The sequence below is a fragment of the Bacillus sp. GMa5/1 genome (assembly GCF_050172015.1).
In the GTDB taxonomy this organism is placed as follows: Bacteria; Bacillota; Bacilli; order Bacillales; family Bacillaceae_G; genus Bacillus_A; species Bacillus_A cereus.
Map to the genome: position 1 here is coordinate 1 of NZ_JBNLYC010000043.1, position 15,858 is coordinate 15,858.

The following is a 15,858-nucleotide window of genomic DNA, read 5'->3' on the forward strand; positions in this document are numbered from 1 at the left end:
TTGTTTAATAGGCAATTAGATTATTTTTTAGATAATAAGTTATTACCTGCTGTGGAAAGACTTTTATTTTCACAAAACTTCGCGAGATTTATTCAAAGAAACTCTAAGCAAGCTACTGAAGAAGTTATTGAATCAAGTAGATTTCAATCTATTATTTGTAACATTTTAAAAGAATGTACTACATCACCTTTTAAAGAAATTGCAGAGCAGTATTTAGGTAAAAACGTAGAAATTACTGTGACAGTGGGACAGTTAACAGGCGTTATTGTAGCAGTTGGTGATGACTTCTTAACATTGCAAGAAGGAATAGGAACAGAAGTTTTATTACCATTTACAAGTATTATATCAATTAAAGAAGCGTAAGAAAGGAGCGTTATATATGTTATTTACTGATGAATTACGTAACCATGTTGGGGAACTAGTGCAAGTTGTGACAGCTGTAGAAATCATTGCAGGCGTTCTTTTATCTGTGACGGATGGGGCAGTAATTGTTCGTACTTCTCCTTCTTATGGACCACCAGAAGATGTAGTTGTGCGTATTCCTATTATTGCTTATGTTCGCTTGGAAGGGTAAGAGTGATACAAGTATGAGAGTGTCAGTTGTTATTCCAGTGCATAATGAAGCAAGTACTTTATCAAAAGTTTTAGTAGAAGTAAGAAAGCTCGAACCATATGAAATTATCATAGTAGATAATGGATCGACAGATGGTACGAAAGAAATAGCGCTACAGCATAATTGCCGTGTGATTTATTATAGATATTCCCTTGGTAATGATGTGGGACGGGCAATTGGTGCTAGAGAAGCAAAAGGTGAAATTGTTTTATTTTTAGATGGTGATATCGTCATGAAAAGTGAAGAATTATACAATTTTATTAAAGGAATACAGCAAGGACATGAGATTGTTTTAAATAATTTAACATGGTCCGTTTATTTGAAGATGAGACCGCATTATACGACGGTTGGAAAATATATGTTAAATCGTTATTTGAACAAGAAGGAGTTTGTTGTAGGATCTTTAATTGCAATACCACATGCGATAAGTCGTAAAGTGATTGAAAAACTGGGGTGGTGGAATTTAGCAGATCCAGCATTATTTCAAGCGATGGCGATGTCTAGAGGAGTAGATATTTCTGATATGGCTTCAGTTGATGTCATTTACACAAATAAAGTTCGTCCTGTCCATACGGGCACATCACCTGGCTCTCCTTATCCGAAAGCGACTAGTCGTATTATGGGTGATCATTTGCGTGCTTTACAATACGTAATCGAAACATACGGTAATCGCGGTGGTTTTTCAGAGGACAATAGAGATAGAGCGTTTGTAGGAAAGTATAAACCAGTTTTATTACAAAAGAAAAAAGCGAAATATAGTGCCATTATCCCGGTATCAGAAGAAAAAATAATTATAAGGTCTGTTATACAAGAAGTGAAAGAAGCAGGTGTAGATGAAATTATAGTTGTCGCAAATGGAGCAGATGTTGAGACTGTTAAACAGGCAAAGCTAGAGAATGTTATTGTAGTTGAATTTACGAAGGCGCTTGGACATAATGTAGCACGAGCAATAGGGGCTATGCATGCTACGGCAGATATTTGTTTATTCGTTGATGGTGATTTTGTTATTCCAGCAAAAAAACTCACTCCATTTTTACATGCTGTTGAAGATGGAAATGACGTGGTGTTAAATGATTTACAATGCTTATTAGATATGTTTCATCCAGCAGATCCAATTAGTATGGGAAAATACTTTTTGAATTTGGTAGCGAAAAGACCAGATTTATGGAATAACTCACTAACTGCTGTACCACATGCCATGCATAAGAAGGTAATAGAGAAAATAGGATATGACTCCCTTATCATTCCGCCATTAGCACAAGTGAAAGCTATTTTAGAAGGATTCTCTATTACAACAGTAGAGTTAGTAGATGTTATAAAAACAAATCGAGTACGTCCAGAGCAACACGAATTTGTAAATGGGCGTATTTCAGCGTTTGATCGTATTTTCGGTGATCAACTTGAGGCGGTTACGTATTTATTACAACGTACGGACGAACGTGGTGGCTTTACTGATGGAGATAGAGATAGAGATATCATTCAACAATTGAGAAGGGAAGAAGAGAATACAAATGAATAGTAGTAAAGTAGCTATTATTGGGTTAGGGTATGTTGGCCTTCCTTTAGCGGTACATTTTGCAGAAAGAGGGCATACAGTACTTGGATTAGATAAAGATATTAGAAAAATAGACTCAATTATAAAAGGAGAAAGTTATATTCCAGATGTTTCTTCTAAAGAGTTACAAAGTTTATTGACGAAAAAAAAATTAACAGTAAACACACCGGATCAAGGCATTGCTGATTTTCAAAGTAGTGATTATGTTATTGTCACTGTCCCGACTCCAATTAATGAACAAAGAGAACCAGACTTAAGTGCCCTCATTTCAGCTTCGCATTATATACAACAAAACCTTCAAAAAGGACAAACCTTCATTTTTGAAAGCTCCACATATCCAGGCACACTTGAAGAAGTCATCATACCTATTATTTCTCAAAATAGTAACAAGGTAGGGGAAGATTTCTATATCGGATATTCCCCTGAGAGAATTGATCCAGCAAATAGTCAATATTCAGTTCAAGCTATTCCAAAAGTTATTAGTGGACAAACAGAAAAGTGTAGACAAAAGGTACAGGATTTATATAGTACCATTTTTGACGAAGTTGTACCTGTTAGCTCTCCGAAAGTAGCAGAGATGTGCAAGCTATTTGAAAATATTCAGCGCTTAGTTAACATTTCTTTAGTAAATGAACTAAACACACTATGTGAAAGTTTAGGCATTGATTTTTATGAGGCCATTGAAGCGGCATCTACAAAACCATTTGGGTTTACTCCATATTGGCCAGGGCCAGGGATAGGGGGACACTGTATTCCAGTAGACCCTTTATATTTTCAATGGAGAATAAAAAAGAATGGGGCAATTAGTCAATTAATTGAGGCAGCACATATAATTAATGAAGAAATGCCAGAGAAAATGGTCCGGAAAGTAAAAAGTGTGGTGCAATCACCTGCAACGGTGTTAATTGTAGGGATTGCGTATAAAAAAGATGTAAATGATTTGAGAGAATCACCAGCGTTACCGATTATTCAATTATTAAGAAATCAAGGATACGAGATAGAATATCATGATCCTTATATTTCTTTCGCGGAAATTGGAGATAAGGTGTATCAATCTGTTTCTTTAGATGAAGAAAAAGTTAAAAAAGCGGATTGTATTTTAATTTTAACGGATCATTCTAATATTGATTGGAAGCTTTTTAAAGGAATGGACCGAGTAATAGATACACGCGGGATTGTAAAGAAGGTGAGTAAATGAGTAAGAAATGTTTAATTACAGGTGGGGCCGGATTTATCGGGTCGCATTTAGCTGAAGAGTTGATGAGAAGAGGTTATGAGGTCACTGTTGTGGATAACTTTTATAAAGGTAAAAATAAGTACCATAAAGAGTTAATGAAAAAAATCCGTGTTATTCCAATAAGTGTTTTAGATAAAAATTCTATTTATGAATTAGTAGATCAGCATGATGTCGTGTTTCATTTAGCAGCAATTTTAGGTGTGAAAACAACAATGGAAAAAAGTATAGAGCTCATAGAAACGAATTTTGATGGGACGAGAAATATTTTACAAGCAGCGTTAAAAGGAAAGAAGAAAGTAGTTTTTGCTTCTACTTCAGAAGTATATGGTAAGGCCAAGCCGCCTTTCTCTGAAGAGGGAGATCGATTATACGGGGCAACTTCTAAAATTCGTTGGAGTTATGCAGTTTGTAAAACTTTGGAAGAGACATTATGTTTAGGATACGCATTAGAAGGTTTACCGGTAACGATTGTTCGATATTTTAATATTTATGGTCCAAGAGCGAAAGATGGTCCGTATGCAGGGGTAATCCCGCGATTTATTAGTGCGGCTTTGCAAGGAGAAGACATTCTCGTATATGGAGATGGAAAGCAGACACGTTGTTTTACGTATGTGAGTGATGCGGTAGAAGCAACAATTCGGGCAATGGATGAGAAGGTAAATGGTGAGATTATTAATATAGGTTCTGAGAATGAACAGAGTATAAAAGAAGTAGCAGAAGTAATTAAAAAATTAACGAATTCTTCTTCGAAGATTGTACAAGTGCCTTTTGAAGAAGTATATCCTCATGGTTTTGAAGAAATTCCAAATAGAAGACCAGATGTAACAAAATTAAAAAAGCTTGTTCAATTTCAGGCGAAAGTAACGTGGGAAAACGGATTGAAGGAAACAATTAAGTGGTTTCGTGAACAAAACAATGGCTAAGTCATTATCTGTTATTATTCCTGCATGTAAAGAGGTCGATACGATTTCAGACGTTATTCAATCGGTAAGACCATTAAATCCAGTAGAAATTATTGTAGTAGCAAACGGTTGTAATGATGGAACAGAAGATGTTGCAGATCGTTTAGGGTGTAAAGTAATCAAACATACAGAGCTACTAGGGAACGATGTTGGACGTGCAGTCGGCGCAAAACATGCGATAGGTGATGTATTACTATTTATAGATGGTGATTTTGCTATTCAAACTTCAAAATTAAAATTATTCCTTAATCCGATTTTATACGATCAGGCAGATGTAGTTTTAAATAATTTGGATGCATTATTTTTAAAAAGGCAAAAACCTACTTCTATTACAGTATGGCGCCAAATATTAAATGCAATGTTAGAGCGTGAAGAATTAAAAATTAATTCTTTATTAGATGTACCTCATGCGCTGACGAAAGAAGTCGTTCAAAGCATCGGATATGAATGTTTTGTTAATCCTATTGTGGCTCATTTACGCCTACTTCAAAGTAAATGGAGAATTAGTCGTCATTGCGCCATTGACGTTATTACGCCAAATAAATTTCGTCCATTCCAGCATGCTGCATATGGAACAAATCTTTCCCAATCTGAAAAAAGAATGATAGGTGATCATATAGAAGCAGTAGCGGCACGGATATTAAGCAGTGATGAGCGCGGAGGATATTATGATGGAAATAGGAAAAGGGATAGTGTCTATCATACTTTAAGTTTTGAAGAGTTTTATCAAGGATGGGGCGTCACATCTAATTTGTATAAAGGAAAGCAACTATCTGTTGTTATTCCCGTACAAGATGAAGAGAAAACAATTGGAAACGTTATAGAAGAGCTTCGCAAAATTGAACCCTTCGAAATTATCGTTGTCGTAAATGGTTCGTCAGATAAAACGAAAAAAATTGCAAAAGACAAAGGGGCAACGACAATTGTATATAAAGAAGCACTCGGAAATGATGTAGGGCGCTCACTTGGAACTTATTTTGCCAAAGGAGAAATTGTGTTATTTATAGACGGTGATTTTATTATTCCAGCGAGTGAGCTATATCCTTTTGCAAAAGCTATAGCAGATGGAAAGGACGTCGCATTAAATGATTTAAATCACTATTTAGATTTAAGAGTACCACTTCATCTTGTAACTGCATTTAAGTATGCACTAAATTTAGCTTGTGATAGAAAGGATTTAGGGGTAGGCTCACTTATTGCGGTACCTAATGCATTTAGCCAAAAGTGTTTGAAAGCAATTGGGTATAAATCTTTATTGTCACCTTGTGTAGCACAAGTGAAGGCTCTTCTGTCTGGATTTGAAATTGCATGTGTATATCGTGTTGAGGTTGATAAGATGAACCGTATTCGTCCCAGTGAACATTTCGCAAAAATAGGTCACCCTCCAGCTGTACTTCGAATTATAGGTGATCATATAGAGGGACTAGAGCAAATAATTTCATTAACAGACAATCGTGGCGGATTCTATGATGGCAATAGAAAAAGAGATGTTTTATAGAAGTAACAAAAAAGTGTACAACATGTGTACACTTTTTTGTTCTGTTATAAAAACTATAACAGATTAGGAGATAAGAGTATTACAGCTCTACAATGGGTATTGTTCTTATATTACAAAATAGGACTCGTATATAAGGATACCAAAAAAATACAATTAAGGAAAGGGTTAATTTTAAAGACTTTTAAATGAAGTTAACACTATATATATAGTAGTTTGCTCAATATTTCACAAACATGTCACAACTATTTCGTTCACTTTCGTAAAAAAGTAGTATTCTAAGTGTGTAAGCTGTTATATAAAAAATCTTAGTCCTGTACTAATCAAAAATGGAGGAGATTAGGATGACTCAAGTATTAGAAAATGTTAAAAACGCATGGGAAAACTTTAAAGGTGAAAAATGGAAAGCAGAGATTGATGTTCGCGATTTCATTTTAAATAATGTAAACGTTTTCGAAGGAGACGAATCTTTCTTAGCAGAAGCAACTGAAGCAACGAAACAACTTTGGGATCAAGTAATGGATTTAACAACGAAAGAACGTGAAAACGGTGGCGTTCTTGATATGGATACAAAAATTGTTTCTTCTATTACATCACATGCCCCTGGATACTTAAATAAAGATATTGAAAAAGTAGTCGGTTTCCAAACTGATAAACCATTTAAACGTTCTTTACAACCATATGGTGGTATTCGTATGGCAGAACAAGCTTGTGAATCTTATGGATACGAAATGGATAAAGAACTTAGTCGTATTTTTAGAGATTGGAGAAAAACTCATAACCAAGGTGTATTTGATGCATACACACCAGAAATGAGAAATGCACGTAAATCAGGTGTTATTACGGGTCTTCCAGATGCATACGGACGTGGACGTATTATCGGTGACTATCGCCGAGTAGCGTTATATGGTATTGATCATTTAATTGAAGCGAAAAAAGCTGATTTAAATTTAACTGGCGGTGTAATGAGCGAAGATACAATGCGTTTACGCGAAGAGTTATCTGAGCAAATGCGTGCACTTCAAGAGTTAAAAGAAATGGCCGCTTCTCATGGCTTCGATATTTCTAAGCCAGCAACAAACACGCAAGAAGCATTCCAATGGTTATACTTCGCATACCTTGCAGCGATTAAAGAGCAAAACGGGGCTGCAATGAGTCTTGGGCGTACTTCTACATTCTTAGATATTTACATTGAAAGAGATTTAGCAAATGGTACTTTAACAGAAGAAGAAGTACAAGAAATTGTAGATCACTTCATTATGAAATTACGTCTTGTGAAATTCGCAAGAACACCTGATTATAATGAATTATTCTCTGGTGACCCAACTTGGGTAACTGAATCTATCGGTGGTATGGCATTAGATGGTCGTCCATTAGTAACAAAGAACTCATTCCGTTTCTTGCATACATTAGATAATTTAGGACCAGCTCCAGAACCAAACTTAACTGTTCTTTGGTCTAAACAATTACCAGAGAACTTTAAAAACTACTGTGCGAAAATGTCTATTAAAACATCAGCAATTCAATATGAAAATGATGACATTATGCGCCCTGAATACGGCGATGATTACGGTATTGCATGTTGCGTATCTGCAATGAGAATCGGTAAACAAATGCAGTTCTTCGGAGCTCGTGCAAACTTAGCGAAAGCATTATTATATGCGATTAACGGTGGTAAAGATGAAAAATCTAAAGCACAAGTTGGTCCTGAGTACGCACCAATTACTTCTGAAGTATTAAATTATGAAGAAGTTATGCATAAGTTTGATATGACAATGGAATGGTTGGCGGGTCTATATTTAAACACATTAAATGTTATCCATTACATGCATGATAAATATAGCTATGAACGTATTGAAATGGCACTTCATGATACAAACGTTCTTCGTACAATGGCAACAGGTATTGCTGGTCTATCTGTAGTAGCAGATTCATTAAGTGCAATTAAATACGCAAAAGTAAAACCAATTCGTGATGAAAATGGTATTGCAATTGACTTCGAGATTGAAGGAGATTTCCCTAAATACGGTAACAATGATGATCGTGTAGATGAGATTGCTGTAAATCTTGTAAAAACATTTATGAATAAACTTCGTAAACATAAAACATACAGAAATTCTGTTCATACAATGTCAATCTTAACAATCACATCTAACGTTGTATACGGTAAGAAAACTGGTAATACTCCAGATGGCCGCCGTACTGGAGAACCATTTGCACCAGGTGCGAACCCAATGCATGGACGTGATACAAAAGGTGCATTAGCTTCATTATTATCTGTGGCTAAATTACCATATGAAGATGCACAAGATGGTATTTCTAATACATTCTCTATTATTCCGAAAGCACTTGGTAAAGAAGATGATGTACAAGTACGTAACTTAGTATCAATGCTTGATGGCTATGCAGTAAAAGAAGGCCACCACTTAAATATTAACGTATTTAACCGTGAAACATTAATGGATGCAATGGAACATCCTGAGAAATATCCACAATTAACAATTCGCGTATCTGGTTACGCTGTAAACTTTATTAAATTAACTCGTGAACAACAAATTGATGTAATTAACCGTACAATGCATGAAAGCATGTAAATGAAAAAAGTGTCCCTTCGCTCTTAATATATAGCGAAGGGAGGCTGTTTCAATAAAGGAGGAAGTAACATGGTAAAAGGAAGAATACATTCTGTAGAGTCTTGTGGTACTGTTGATGGCCCAGGGATTCGTTATGTTATATTTACACAAGGGTGTTTATTACGTTGTCAATATTGTCATAATGCTGATACGTGGGAAATCGGTAAAGGTAAAGAAATAACAGTTGAAGAAGTGATGCAGGATGTGACATGTTACCTTCCATTTATTGAAGCTTCCGGAGGCGGTATAACAGTTAGCGGTGGAGAGCCATTATTACAGCTAGACTTTTTAATTGAGTTGTTTAAAAAGTGTAAAGAGGCTGGTATCCATACAACAATCGACTCTTCTGGTGGTTGTTATTCTGAGGAACCAGAATTCCAAAATAAGCTAGATATTTTAATGGATTATACAGATTTAGTTTTATTGGATCTGAAACATATCGATTCCAAAAAGCATCGTAAATTAACAGGGAAACCAAATGAACATATTTTACAATTTGCTCGTTATTTATCGGATAAGAATAAACCGATTTGGGTACGACACGTATTAGTTCCTGGTGTTACGGATAATGAAGAGGATCTACAAAAACTATCTAGCTTTATTCAAAGTCTGTCTAATGTTCAAAAAGTTGAAGTGTTACCATATCATAAGCTTGGTGTATATAAATGGGAGGCGCTTGGACACAAGTATCCACTCGCAAATGTAGAACCACCTACTGAGAAAAATGTAGAACATGCTAAATATATTTTACAAGCGGTCTAATCCAAATATTGGATTAGGCTTTTTGCTTTCTTTACAATAAAATCTAGAGTATATATTGATAAAAGAGTATACTGAAAATAGAATATCCATAATTTTGTACGGAATAAATGGAGAAATTTACATAATTGTAAAGGGAAATCAAAATAGTAAAAAGAATTAAGAAGTAAAAGAGTGAGTATCATGGAATAGAGAACATTTGTAAGTTATTGCGAAAGCTCTTATAGGAAAGTATAATGTAAAGATATGAGCACAGATAGGATTAAGGGGTCAATCTTATATGCTTTGCATATCCACGACAGGTACATAGCTGAAAGGGAATTATTAAAATCTGTTTATGTAATTTTTAAGGAAAATGTTTTTCCTATTGTCGTATATGCAATATGGAGAAACAAAAAGCTAGGAGTGGATTTGTTTGATAAAAAACCCCAAGGTTTTAATATTAACTGCACATTACGGTAATGGTCATGTGCAAGTAGCAAAAACATTAGAACAAACATTTCGCCAAAAAGGAATTGAAGATGTTATTGTATGCGACTTGTTTGGAGAATCACATCCATTTATAACTGACATTACAAAATATCTATATTTAAAAAGTTATACAATAGGAAAAGAATTATATCGTTTGTTTTATTACGGGGTAGAAAAAATTTATGATAAGAAAATAGCATCTTGGTATGCGAACTTTGGAAGGAAACGTTTGAAAACACTTTTACAGGTGGAGAAACCAGATATTGTAATTAATACATTTCCAATTATCGCTGTACCAGAATTAAAGAAACAAACAGGTATTTCAATTCCTGTCTATAACGTATTAACGGATTTTTGCGTGCACAAAATATGGATTCATCGAGAAGTAGATCGTTATTTTGTTGCAACGGATCATGTGAAAGAATTGATGGTTGATATCGGTGTACCTGCGGAACAAATTGTTGAAACAGGAATTCCAATTCGGAGTAGTTTTGAGTTAAAGGTAAATCCAGAAATCATATATAATAAATATCAGTTATGTAAGAATAAAAAGATTTTACTAATTGTAGCAGGTGCTCATGGGGTATTAGGAAATGTAAAAGAACTATGCCAATCATTTATGTCAGTGCCTAATTTACAAGTAGTTGTCGTTTGTGGGAAAAATGAAGCTTTAAAACAGGATTTATTAAGTTTACAGAAGCAAAATTCCGATGCATTAAAAGTGTTTGGGTATGTTGAAAATATTGATGAATTATTCCGTGTTACTTCTTGTATGATTACGAAGCCAGGCGGAATAACATTAAGTGAAGCAGCAGCGTTGCAAGTACCTGTCATTTTATATAAGCCTGTTCCAGGACAAGAAAATGAAAATGCGATGTACTTTGAAAGAAAGGGAGCAGCAGTTGTCATTCGCGATGATAGTGAGGTTTTTGCAAAAACAGAGGCATTATTACAAGATGATGTGAAGCTTCTTCAAATGAAAGAAGCAATGAAAAGCATCTATCTTCCAGAGCCAGCTGGCCATATTGTAGATGCAATTTTGGCGGAAAATCATGCAGAACCGCGTCATATACCTATTAAATCACCTGCTCTTGCACAATCTTTTACTTAATATGAAACCCTCTTTGTATATGTAAAGAGGGTTCTTTATTATTTTTAAAGAAAATTTAGTGAGTTATCCACAAAAGGATTGCGCTTTCATTAAACAGTAAAGTCGGAATATTAACAACTATATCCACATTGTCCACAATTTTTAGAAAAATATCCACAATTAAAACAGCTGATATATGCTTTAATATAGAAAAATATTAAATGTTTTTGAAAATTACTAACAATTTCATCGGTTTTGTGGATAAAGTTGTCCACAGCAAAAAAGTCCCTTATGTATAAGGGGCTTTTTTGCTTACTTCTATCAGTCGAGAAAATTATGTAATGAAAATGAATAATTAGGGGGGAAACTTCTAATTATTCATTTTCACTTTAAATGCTTTTCGAGCGATATCCTGCTGCACGATCTGCTTTTTGAAATTCGCGTTGATAGAGAACTTCTTGTGTACTAGATAATGTGTTTTTTGCTTTATCACGTTTCTTTTTATCCATTACAAATCACCTCGTGTCTTAAAGTTACTATTTATCGTTTCCAAAGACATGAGGGGATATACGCATATGGAAAATGTTAACGATTGATTATCATTTCAGAAAATTTAGATTACGCTTCTTTTAATTGATGAGCATCTTGGAAGGTTGTATCTCGCATTGTAGCAAGTGTGTATTGATCTTTTGGAATTTCATATAGGTTATACACTTCTTCGTTTGCGTTAATTTCATCATATACGGCTTTTCTTGTTTCGTTTGCTAGATTCACATATTGTAGTTTTTCTGCAGCTTTAATAGAACGAATATTTATTTTACGAATACGCATGAAAATTGTTTCAATATCTAATTCATAGAAAAGTTCACTAAAAAATGAATCTTTTGCCAATTTGTTATAGCCTTTTCCATGATATGGTTTGCCAAGCCATGTCCCGAGAAATCCAGCTTTTTCTTGCACATCAAATAAAGTAATTGTTCCGATAGGGTTACCCCATTCATCTAAAATTGTGCGTGAAATTAATTCACCACGCTCTTCAGCTTCAATCGTTTGTTTCGTTAAGAATAAATATTCTTCATAAGAATAAGCCTTTTGACGCACAAAAGGGAAGACAGCTGGATCCACCATTAACTCGTATAGAACGTGGCTGTCGTGTAAGTCGCGTTTTTTCAACATACTAACTCCTCCTCACACGAGGGTAGCATGACGAAAAAACACCCCACCCTCGAAATTTTTATATCAATCTTTAAAAAATTTCGGGGTGGGAATCGAACCCACTAGAACCAGTTTCTAACGCTGGTGGCGCACCATTTGCCTTCCCCATTCATCAATTTGAAAATGATAATCACGACACAAATTGATTATGGTTTCATTCAGTTTATAATCGTATAATACTTTATCTAGTCAAAAAAATAAACTAGTTTTTTTTATTTTTTTTGTAAATTATTTTTCCATCAATCATAGTTAGTACAGGCTTGGCTAAATAATGGAAAGGATGATGAGTCCATAGCACGAGATCGGCGTCTTTTCCAACTTCGATGCTTCCAATTCTATCCTCTAAACGCAAATTTCGTGCTGGGAATATGGTGATTCCTTCTAGTGCTGTTTTCTCGTCTAACCCTTCTCTTACTGCAACAGCAGCGCAAACATTTAAATATTGAATGGGTGTATAAGGATGATCTGTTGTGATAGAAACTTCCACACCATTTTTTGATAATATATGGTAAGTATCCCATGTTTTATTTTTTAGTTCGATTTTAGAACGGCGTGTCAGAGTGGGACCAACTGAAACCTTCAAATTGTGTTTTGAAAGTTCTTCAACAATAAAGTGTCCTTCTGTGCAATGTTCAATACGTAAATCGAGATTGAATTCTGTTGCAAAGCGTAGAGCAGAACTAATATCATCTGCTCGGTGAGCGTGGATACGTACGGGTATTTCACGACGTAATGCTTTTAAAATAGGAAGCATTCGAAAATCAGCTTCGTGCCCGTAGTGTTGTGCTTCATAGAATGATTCCCGAAGTAACCCCATAATCCCCATACGTGTAATGGATTCTTTTGTTCCATTACTATGGACTTTTTTAGGATTTTCTCCAAAGGCAATCTTTAAACCAGCAGGTTCTTGAATAATCATATGATCAATACAAGTTCCAGCTGTTTTTATTACACAAGTAGTACCCCCGATAATATTTTGACTGCCAGGCATAACGTGAACGGTTGTAATTCCGTTTTGTACAGCGTCTTGAAAGGCAATATCTAAAGGATGGATTCCATCTAAAGAACGAATATGTGGTGTTGAAACTTCAGATGTTTCATTGGCATCATTTCCAGCCCAACCAGTACCTTCATCATAGAGACCAAGGTGAGTATGGACATCAATAAAGCCAGGTAAGAGATGGAGTGCTCGTGCATCTATAACGGTCATATCTTGAGTAGGTGGAATAAAAGGTTTGACCTCGGTAATTCGCTCTCCTGTAACGAGTACATCTCCTTGAAACTTTTGAGATGTAATAGGGTATATAATGGCTTGTTTGAGCAATATTTTCATAGGTACCTCATTTCTGTTACTTTATAATGCTAATGGAAGTTAAGGGAAAGTAACTGAAAGGTTATTTGTATGGTAATGCTTCGGATCCTAGAAAATGAAAGTTTTGAAAGAGCCCATGTAAAATTGTGTTTTAGAAGTACTACATTGTATGCGAAAGTATATTTTGTAATGCATGGTCTATTTCTGGAAATGTGTATTGGTATCCATGTTCAATTGCTTTAATGGGTAATACACGTTGCCCTTCTAGTACAAGTATGCTCATTTCACCTAATAAAGTTTGAATGATAAAAGAAGGTACAGGCAACCAATGAGGCTTTTTCATTATAGTTGCAATGGTTTCTCCAAATTCCTTCATTCTTATAGGTGTTGGTGCTGTCATATTAAGAGGACCATCAATTTCTTTTTTGTGTATAATGAAATCCATCATACGAACGACATCGTCTATATGAATCCATGATAACCATTGCTTCCCAGAACCAATGGTGCCGCCGATATAGAATTGATAGGGAAGTAGCATTTTTGGAAGAGCTCCTTCATTTGCACCTAATACAACTCCAAATCTTGCGTAGATTGTTCGTATTCCGAGAGAACGTGCTTTAGATGCTTCTTGTTCCCATGAATATACTGTATTTGCTAAAAAGTCATTTCCAGGAGTCTCATGCTGTTCTGTAAAAGACTCTATTTCAGACGTTCCATAGTATCCAATAGCACTTGCGTTAATAAATGTGTGTGGCTTTGTATGGAGTCCCTGCAATTGTTTAATGAGTCCTTTTGTTGTTTGAATTCTACTGTTTAAAATGGCTTTCTTTTGTTGCTTTGTCCATCTACTATTAATAGACTCTCCGGCTAGATTAATAACTACATCAATAGAAGAGAGGGGGAAGGTTTGTAAATCTGGTGTCCATTGAACATACTGAAGGTTAGGATCGGAAGTTTCAGTAGTTTTTTTTCGTGTGAGAATGTAAACAGTATATCCTTTTTGAATAAAAAAAGTAGAAAGGGATTTACCGATAAAGCCTGTACCACCAGAAATTGCGATTTTCACAAGTATTTCCTCCTCATTATATATATTCTTGAAAAGAAAAAATGTTCCTCGACTATGTTAAAATAATAGAGAGGTGAGAGTATGGCTGTCATTACAAAAATAGAAGTACAAAAACGATCGAAAGAACGATTTAATATTTATATTGATAAAGGTCAAGGCGAAGAGTACGGATTTAGTGTGGATCAAGTAATCTTAATAAAACATGGATTACAAAAAGGATTAGAAATCGATGAAATCGAGTTAGGAAATATTTTGTACAATGAAGAAGTACAAAAAGCATATTTACAAGCAATCTCCTATTTATCCTATCAAATGAGAACAAAACAAGAAATAGAAGATTTTTTACGAAAAAAAGAAGTGGGACAGGCCATCATCTCTGAAGTCGTTTCGAAATTATTACATGACCGATATATTAATGATAAAGAGTATGCTGTTTTATATACGCGAACGCAAAGTAATGTGAATCGAAAAGGTCCAACTGTTATTAAAAGAGAGTTATTAAATAAAGGTGTTCAGGATTTAATTATTACACATAGTTTACAAGAATATCCGAAGGAAAAGCAAATTGAGAATGCCTTGTTTCTCATAGAGAAGAAGAAAAAATCTTATCAAAAACATTCTTTTTTACAAATGAAACTAAAGTTAGATGAGATGCTTGTTCGAAAAGGATATTCTAGAGAAGTAATTCAAATTTGTTTGGAAGAATTGAAAGACGAAAAAGATGACGAAAAGCAACAAGAAGCGTTACACTATCATGGGAATAAATATTATGAGAAATATAAGAAGCATGATGGATGGACATTTGAAAACAAGATGAAACAAGCGTTATATCGAAAAGGATTCTCTATTGATGAAATCGAGATATTTTTGCAAATGAAACGCGAAGAGGAATGAGGAGAATAAGATGAATATGCCAAAACGCTACAGTGAAATGACACCGCATGAGCTAAGGGAAGAAATTGGCGCTTTGAAGGAGCAAGCAGTAAAAGCTGAGCAGCTTGGGATTGTCAATGAATTTGATGTATTAATGAGAAAAATGGCAATGGCTCGTGCTTATATGACGGATATAAACAAATTCCGTATTGGTGAAACATATGAATTAGTAGAAGAACCTGGTGTATTATTTAAAATTACGTATTTCAATGGGGTATTTGCTTGGGGATATAAGCAAAATGATAATGAAGAGATTGGCATACCAATTTCCTTATTGCAAGAAAAATAAAAACCAGAGAGCATATATCTCTCTGGTTTTCATCTTTGGTAGGCGTTAAAGGAGATAGGAGATTCTAAAATTGGCGTTTTTTACATTCATTTGCCAATATAATGAGAGACTGGGTTTGTTGCGTCTGTCCGTTAACTTGCGCTTTCGCATGTTTTGGACGAGTCCACGTATGGTTAAATAATTCAGAACGACTATCTAAGCGATCACGGTAGCTCATCTTTATCACCT

The 15,858-nt window shown here is 34.9% G+C and carries 16 protein-coding genes and 1 pseudogene; 12 read left to right on the plus strand and 5 right to left on the minus strand.

The window, feature by feature from the left end; all coding sequences use genetic code 11:
- The 10 genes and pseudogenes from ACQGSG_RS12995 to ACQGSG_RS13040 all read left to right on the plus strand — a co-directional run.
- A partial coding sequence (locus ACQGSG_RS12995) for a DUF2642 domain-containing protein (RefSeq protein ID WP_426947479.1) occupies positions 1-363 on the plus strand: 363 nt, incomplete at its 5' end.
- A 16-nt stretch (positions 364-379) separates the two neighbouring features.
- The gene (locus ACQGSG_RS13000; RefSeq protein WP_000899469.1) at positions 380-574 is read left to right on the plus strand and encodes a hypothetical protein; all 195 of its coding nucleotides are present in this window, start codon (positions 380-382) and stop codon (positions 572-574) included.
- 13 nt (positions 575-587) lie between these two features.
- The gene (locus ACQGSG_RS13005) at positions 588-2,132 is read left to right on the plus strand and encodes a glycosyltransferase family 2 protein (protein ID WP_001266461.1); all 1,545 of its coding nucleotides are present in this window, start codon (positions 588-590) and stop codon (positions 2,130-2,132) included.
- Positions 2,125-3,366 carry a nucleotide sugar dehydrogenase gene (locus tag ACQGSG_RS13010; protein WP_001088932.1) on the plus strand — a complete coding sequence of 414 codons (1,242 nt, stop codon included), beginning with the start codon at positions 2,125-2,127 and terminating at the stop codon, positions 3,364-3,366. Before ACQGSG_RS13005 ends, ACQGSG_RS13010 begins: the two co-directional genes overlap by 8 nt.
- Complete coding sequence (locus ACQGSG_RS13015) at positions 3,363-4,328, plus strand: NAD-dependent epimerase/dehydratase family protein (RefSeq protein WP_000037023.1); 966 nt, start codon at positions 3,363-3,365, stop codon at positions 4,326-4,328. The genes ACQGSG_RS13010 and ACQGSG_RS13015 overlap by 4 nt, the downstream gene beginning before the upstream one ends.
- A complete protein-coding gene (locus ACQGSG_RS13020; protein WP_214631919.1) occupies positions 4,321-5,865 on the plus strand; it encodes a glycosyltransferase family 2 protein in 1,545 nt (514 codons plus the stop codon). Before ACQGSG_RS13015 ends, ACQGSG_RS13020 begins: the two co-directional genes overlap by 8 nt.
- Positions 5,834-6,054, plus strand: a pseudogene (locus ACQGSG_RS13025) (hypothetical protein). Before ACQGSG_RS13020 ends, ACQGSG_RS13025 begins: the two are co-directional and overlap by 32 nt.
- A gap of 152 nt (positions 6,055-6,206) precedes the next feature.
- Positions 6,207-8,456: a formate C-acetyltransferase gene (gene pflB / locus ACQGSG_RS13030; RefSeq protein ID WP_214631899.1), complete on the plus strand. Its 2,250-nt coding sequence runs from the start codon at positions 6,207-6,209 to the stop codon at positions 8,454-8,456.
- A gap of 69 nt (positions 8,457-8,525) precedes the next feature.
- Complete coding sequence (pflA, locus tag ACQGSG_RS13035) at positions 8,526-9,257, plus strand: pyruvate formate-lyase-activating protein (protein WP_000238467.1); 732 nt, start codon at positions 8,526-8,528, stop codon at positions 9,255-9,257.
- Between the two features lie 412 nt (positions 9,258-9,669).
- Complete coding sequence (locus ACQGSG_RS13040) at positions 9,670-10,836, plus strand: diglucosyl diacylglycerol synthase (protein ID WP_000594688.1); 1,167 nt, start codon at positions 9,670-9,672, stop codon at positions 10,834-10,836.
- 368 nt (positions 10,837-11,204) lie between these two features.
- Here the strand turns inward: ACQGSG_RS13040 and ACQGSG_RS13045 are convergent, their stop codons facing one another.
- The 4 genes from ACQGSG_RS13045 to ACQGSG_RS13060 all read right to left on the minus strand — a co-directional run bounded on the left by ACQGSG_RS13045 (position 11,205) and on the right by ACQGSG_RS13060 (position 14,408).
- Positions 11,205-11,324, minus strand: a complete 120-nt coding sequence (locus ACQGSG_RS13045; RefSeq protein WP_000358482.1) for a YfhE family protein — start codon at positions 11,322-11,324, stop codon at positions 11,205-11,207.
- A 109-nt stretch (positions 11,325-11,433) separates the two neighbouring features.
- Positions 11,434-11,991: a GNAT family N-acetyltransferase gene (locus ACQGSG_RS13050; RefSeq protein ID WP_000914737.1), complete on the minus strand. Its 558-nt coding sequence runs from the start codon at positions 11,989-11,991 to the stop codon at positions 11,434-11,436.
- Between the two features lie 241 nt (positions 11,992-12,232).
- Positions 12,233-13,363 (minus strand): amidohydrolase, encoded by a 1,131-nt coding sequence (locus tag ACQGSG_RS13055; RefSeq protein ID WP_214631898.1) that lies wholly within the window; start codon positions 13,361-13,363, stop codon positions 12,233-12,235.
- 139 nt (positions 13,364-13,502) lie between these two features.
- The gene (locus ACQGSG_RS13060; protein WP_000684380.1) at positions 13,503-14,408 is read right to left on the minus strand and encodes a TIGR01777 family oxidoreductase; all 906 of its coding nucleotides are present in this window, start codon (positions 14,406-14,408) and stop codon (positions 13,503-13,505) included.
- 81 nt (positions 14,409-14,489) lie between these two features.
- Between ACQGSG_RS13060 and recX the strand changes: the two genes are divergently transcribed.
- The gene (gene recX, locus ACQGSG_RS13065) at positions 14,490-15,302 is read left to right on the plus strand and encodes a recombination regulator RecX (protein ID WP_000268502.1); all 813 of its coding nucleotides are present in this window, start codon (positions 14,490-14,492) and stop codon (positions 15,300-15,302) included.
- A gap of 10 nt (positions 15,303-15,312) precedes the next feature.
- Positions 15,313-15,630: a YfhH family protein gene (locus ACQGSG_RS13070; protein WP_001057024.1), complete on the plus strand. Its 318-nt coding sequence runs from the start codon at positions 15,313-15,315 to the stop codon at positions 15,628-15,630.
- 64 nt (positions 15,631-15,694) lie between these two features.
- On the opposite strand, the gene ACQGSG_RS13075 is transcribed toward ACQGSG_RS13070, so the two are convergent.
- Positions 15,695-15,847 carry a YpzG family protein gene (locus ACQGSG_RS13075; RefSeq protein ID WP_000122093.1) on the minus strand — a complete coding sequence of 51 codons (153 nt, stop codon included), beginning with the start codon at positions 15,845-15,847 and terminating at the stop codon, positions 15,695-15,697.
- Between the last annotated feature and the right edge of the window lie 11 nt (positions 15,848-15,858).

What these genes read in the sequence shown, in the direction of transcription:
- ACQGSG_RS13000 (WP_000899469.1), top strand. Translation starts at nt 380, where the DNA reads ATGTTATTTACTGATGAATTACGTAACCATGTTGGGGAACTAGTGCAA.
- ACQGSG_RS13005 (WP_001266461.1), top strand. Translation starts at nt 588, where the DNA reads ATGAGAGTGTCAGTTGTTATTCCAGTGCATAATGAAGCAAGTACTTTA.
- ACQGSG_RS13010 (WP_001088932.1), top strand. Translation starts at nt 2,125, where the DNA reads ATGAATAGTAGTAAAGTAGCTATTATTGGGTTAGGGTATGTTGGCCTT.
- ACQGSG_RS13015 (WP_000037023.1), top strand. Translation starts at nt 3,363, where the DNA reads ATGAGTAAGAAATGTTTAATTACAGGTGGGGCCGGATTTATCGGGTCG.
- ACQGSG_RS13020 (WP_214631919.1), top strand. Translation starts at nt 4,321, where the DNA reads ATGGCTAAGTCATTATCTGTTATTATTCCTGCATGTAAAGAGGTCGAT.
- pflB (WP_214631899.1), top strand. Translation starts at nt 6,207, where the DNA reads ATGACTCAAGTATTAGAAAATGTTAAAAACGCATGGGAAAACTTTAAA.
- pflA (WP_000238467.1), top strand. Translation starts at nt 8,526, where the DNA reads ATGGTAAAAGGAAGAATACATTCTGTAGAGTCTTGTGGTACTGTTGAT.
- ACQGSG_RS13045 (WP_000358482.1), bottom strand. Translation starts at nt 11,324, where the DNA reads ATGGATAAAAAGAAACGTGATAAAGCAAAAAACACATTATCTAGTACA.
- ACQGSG_RS13050 (WP_000914737.1), bottom strand. Translation starts at nt 11,991, where the DNA reads ATGTTGAAAAAACGCGACTTACACGACAGCCACGTTCTATACGAGTTA.
- ACQGSG_RS13055 (WP_214631898.1), bottom strand. Translation starts at nt 13,363, where the DNA reads ATGAAAATATTGCTCAAACAAGCCATTATATACCCTATTACATCTCAA.
- recX (WP_000268502.1), top strand. Translation starts at nt 14,490, where the DNA reads ATGGCTGTCATTACAAAAATAGAAGTACAAAAACGATCGAAAGAACGA.
- ACQGSG_RS13070 (WP_001057024.1), top strand. Translation starts at nt 15,313, where the DNA reads ATGAATATGCCAAAACGCTACAGTGAAATGACACCGCATGAGCTAAGG.
- ACQGSG_RS13075 (WP_000122093.1), bottom strand. Translation starts at nt 15,847, where the DNA reads ATGAGCTACCGTGATCGCTTAGATAGTCGTTCTGAATTATTTAACCAT.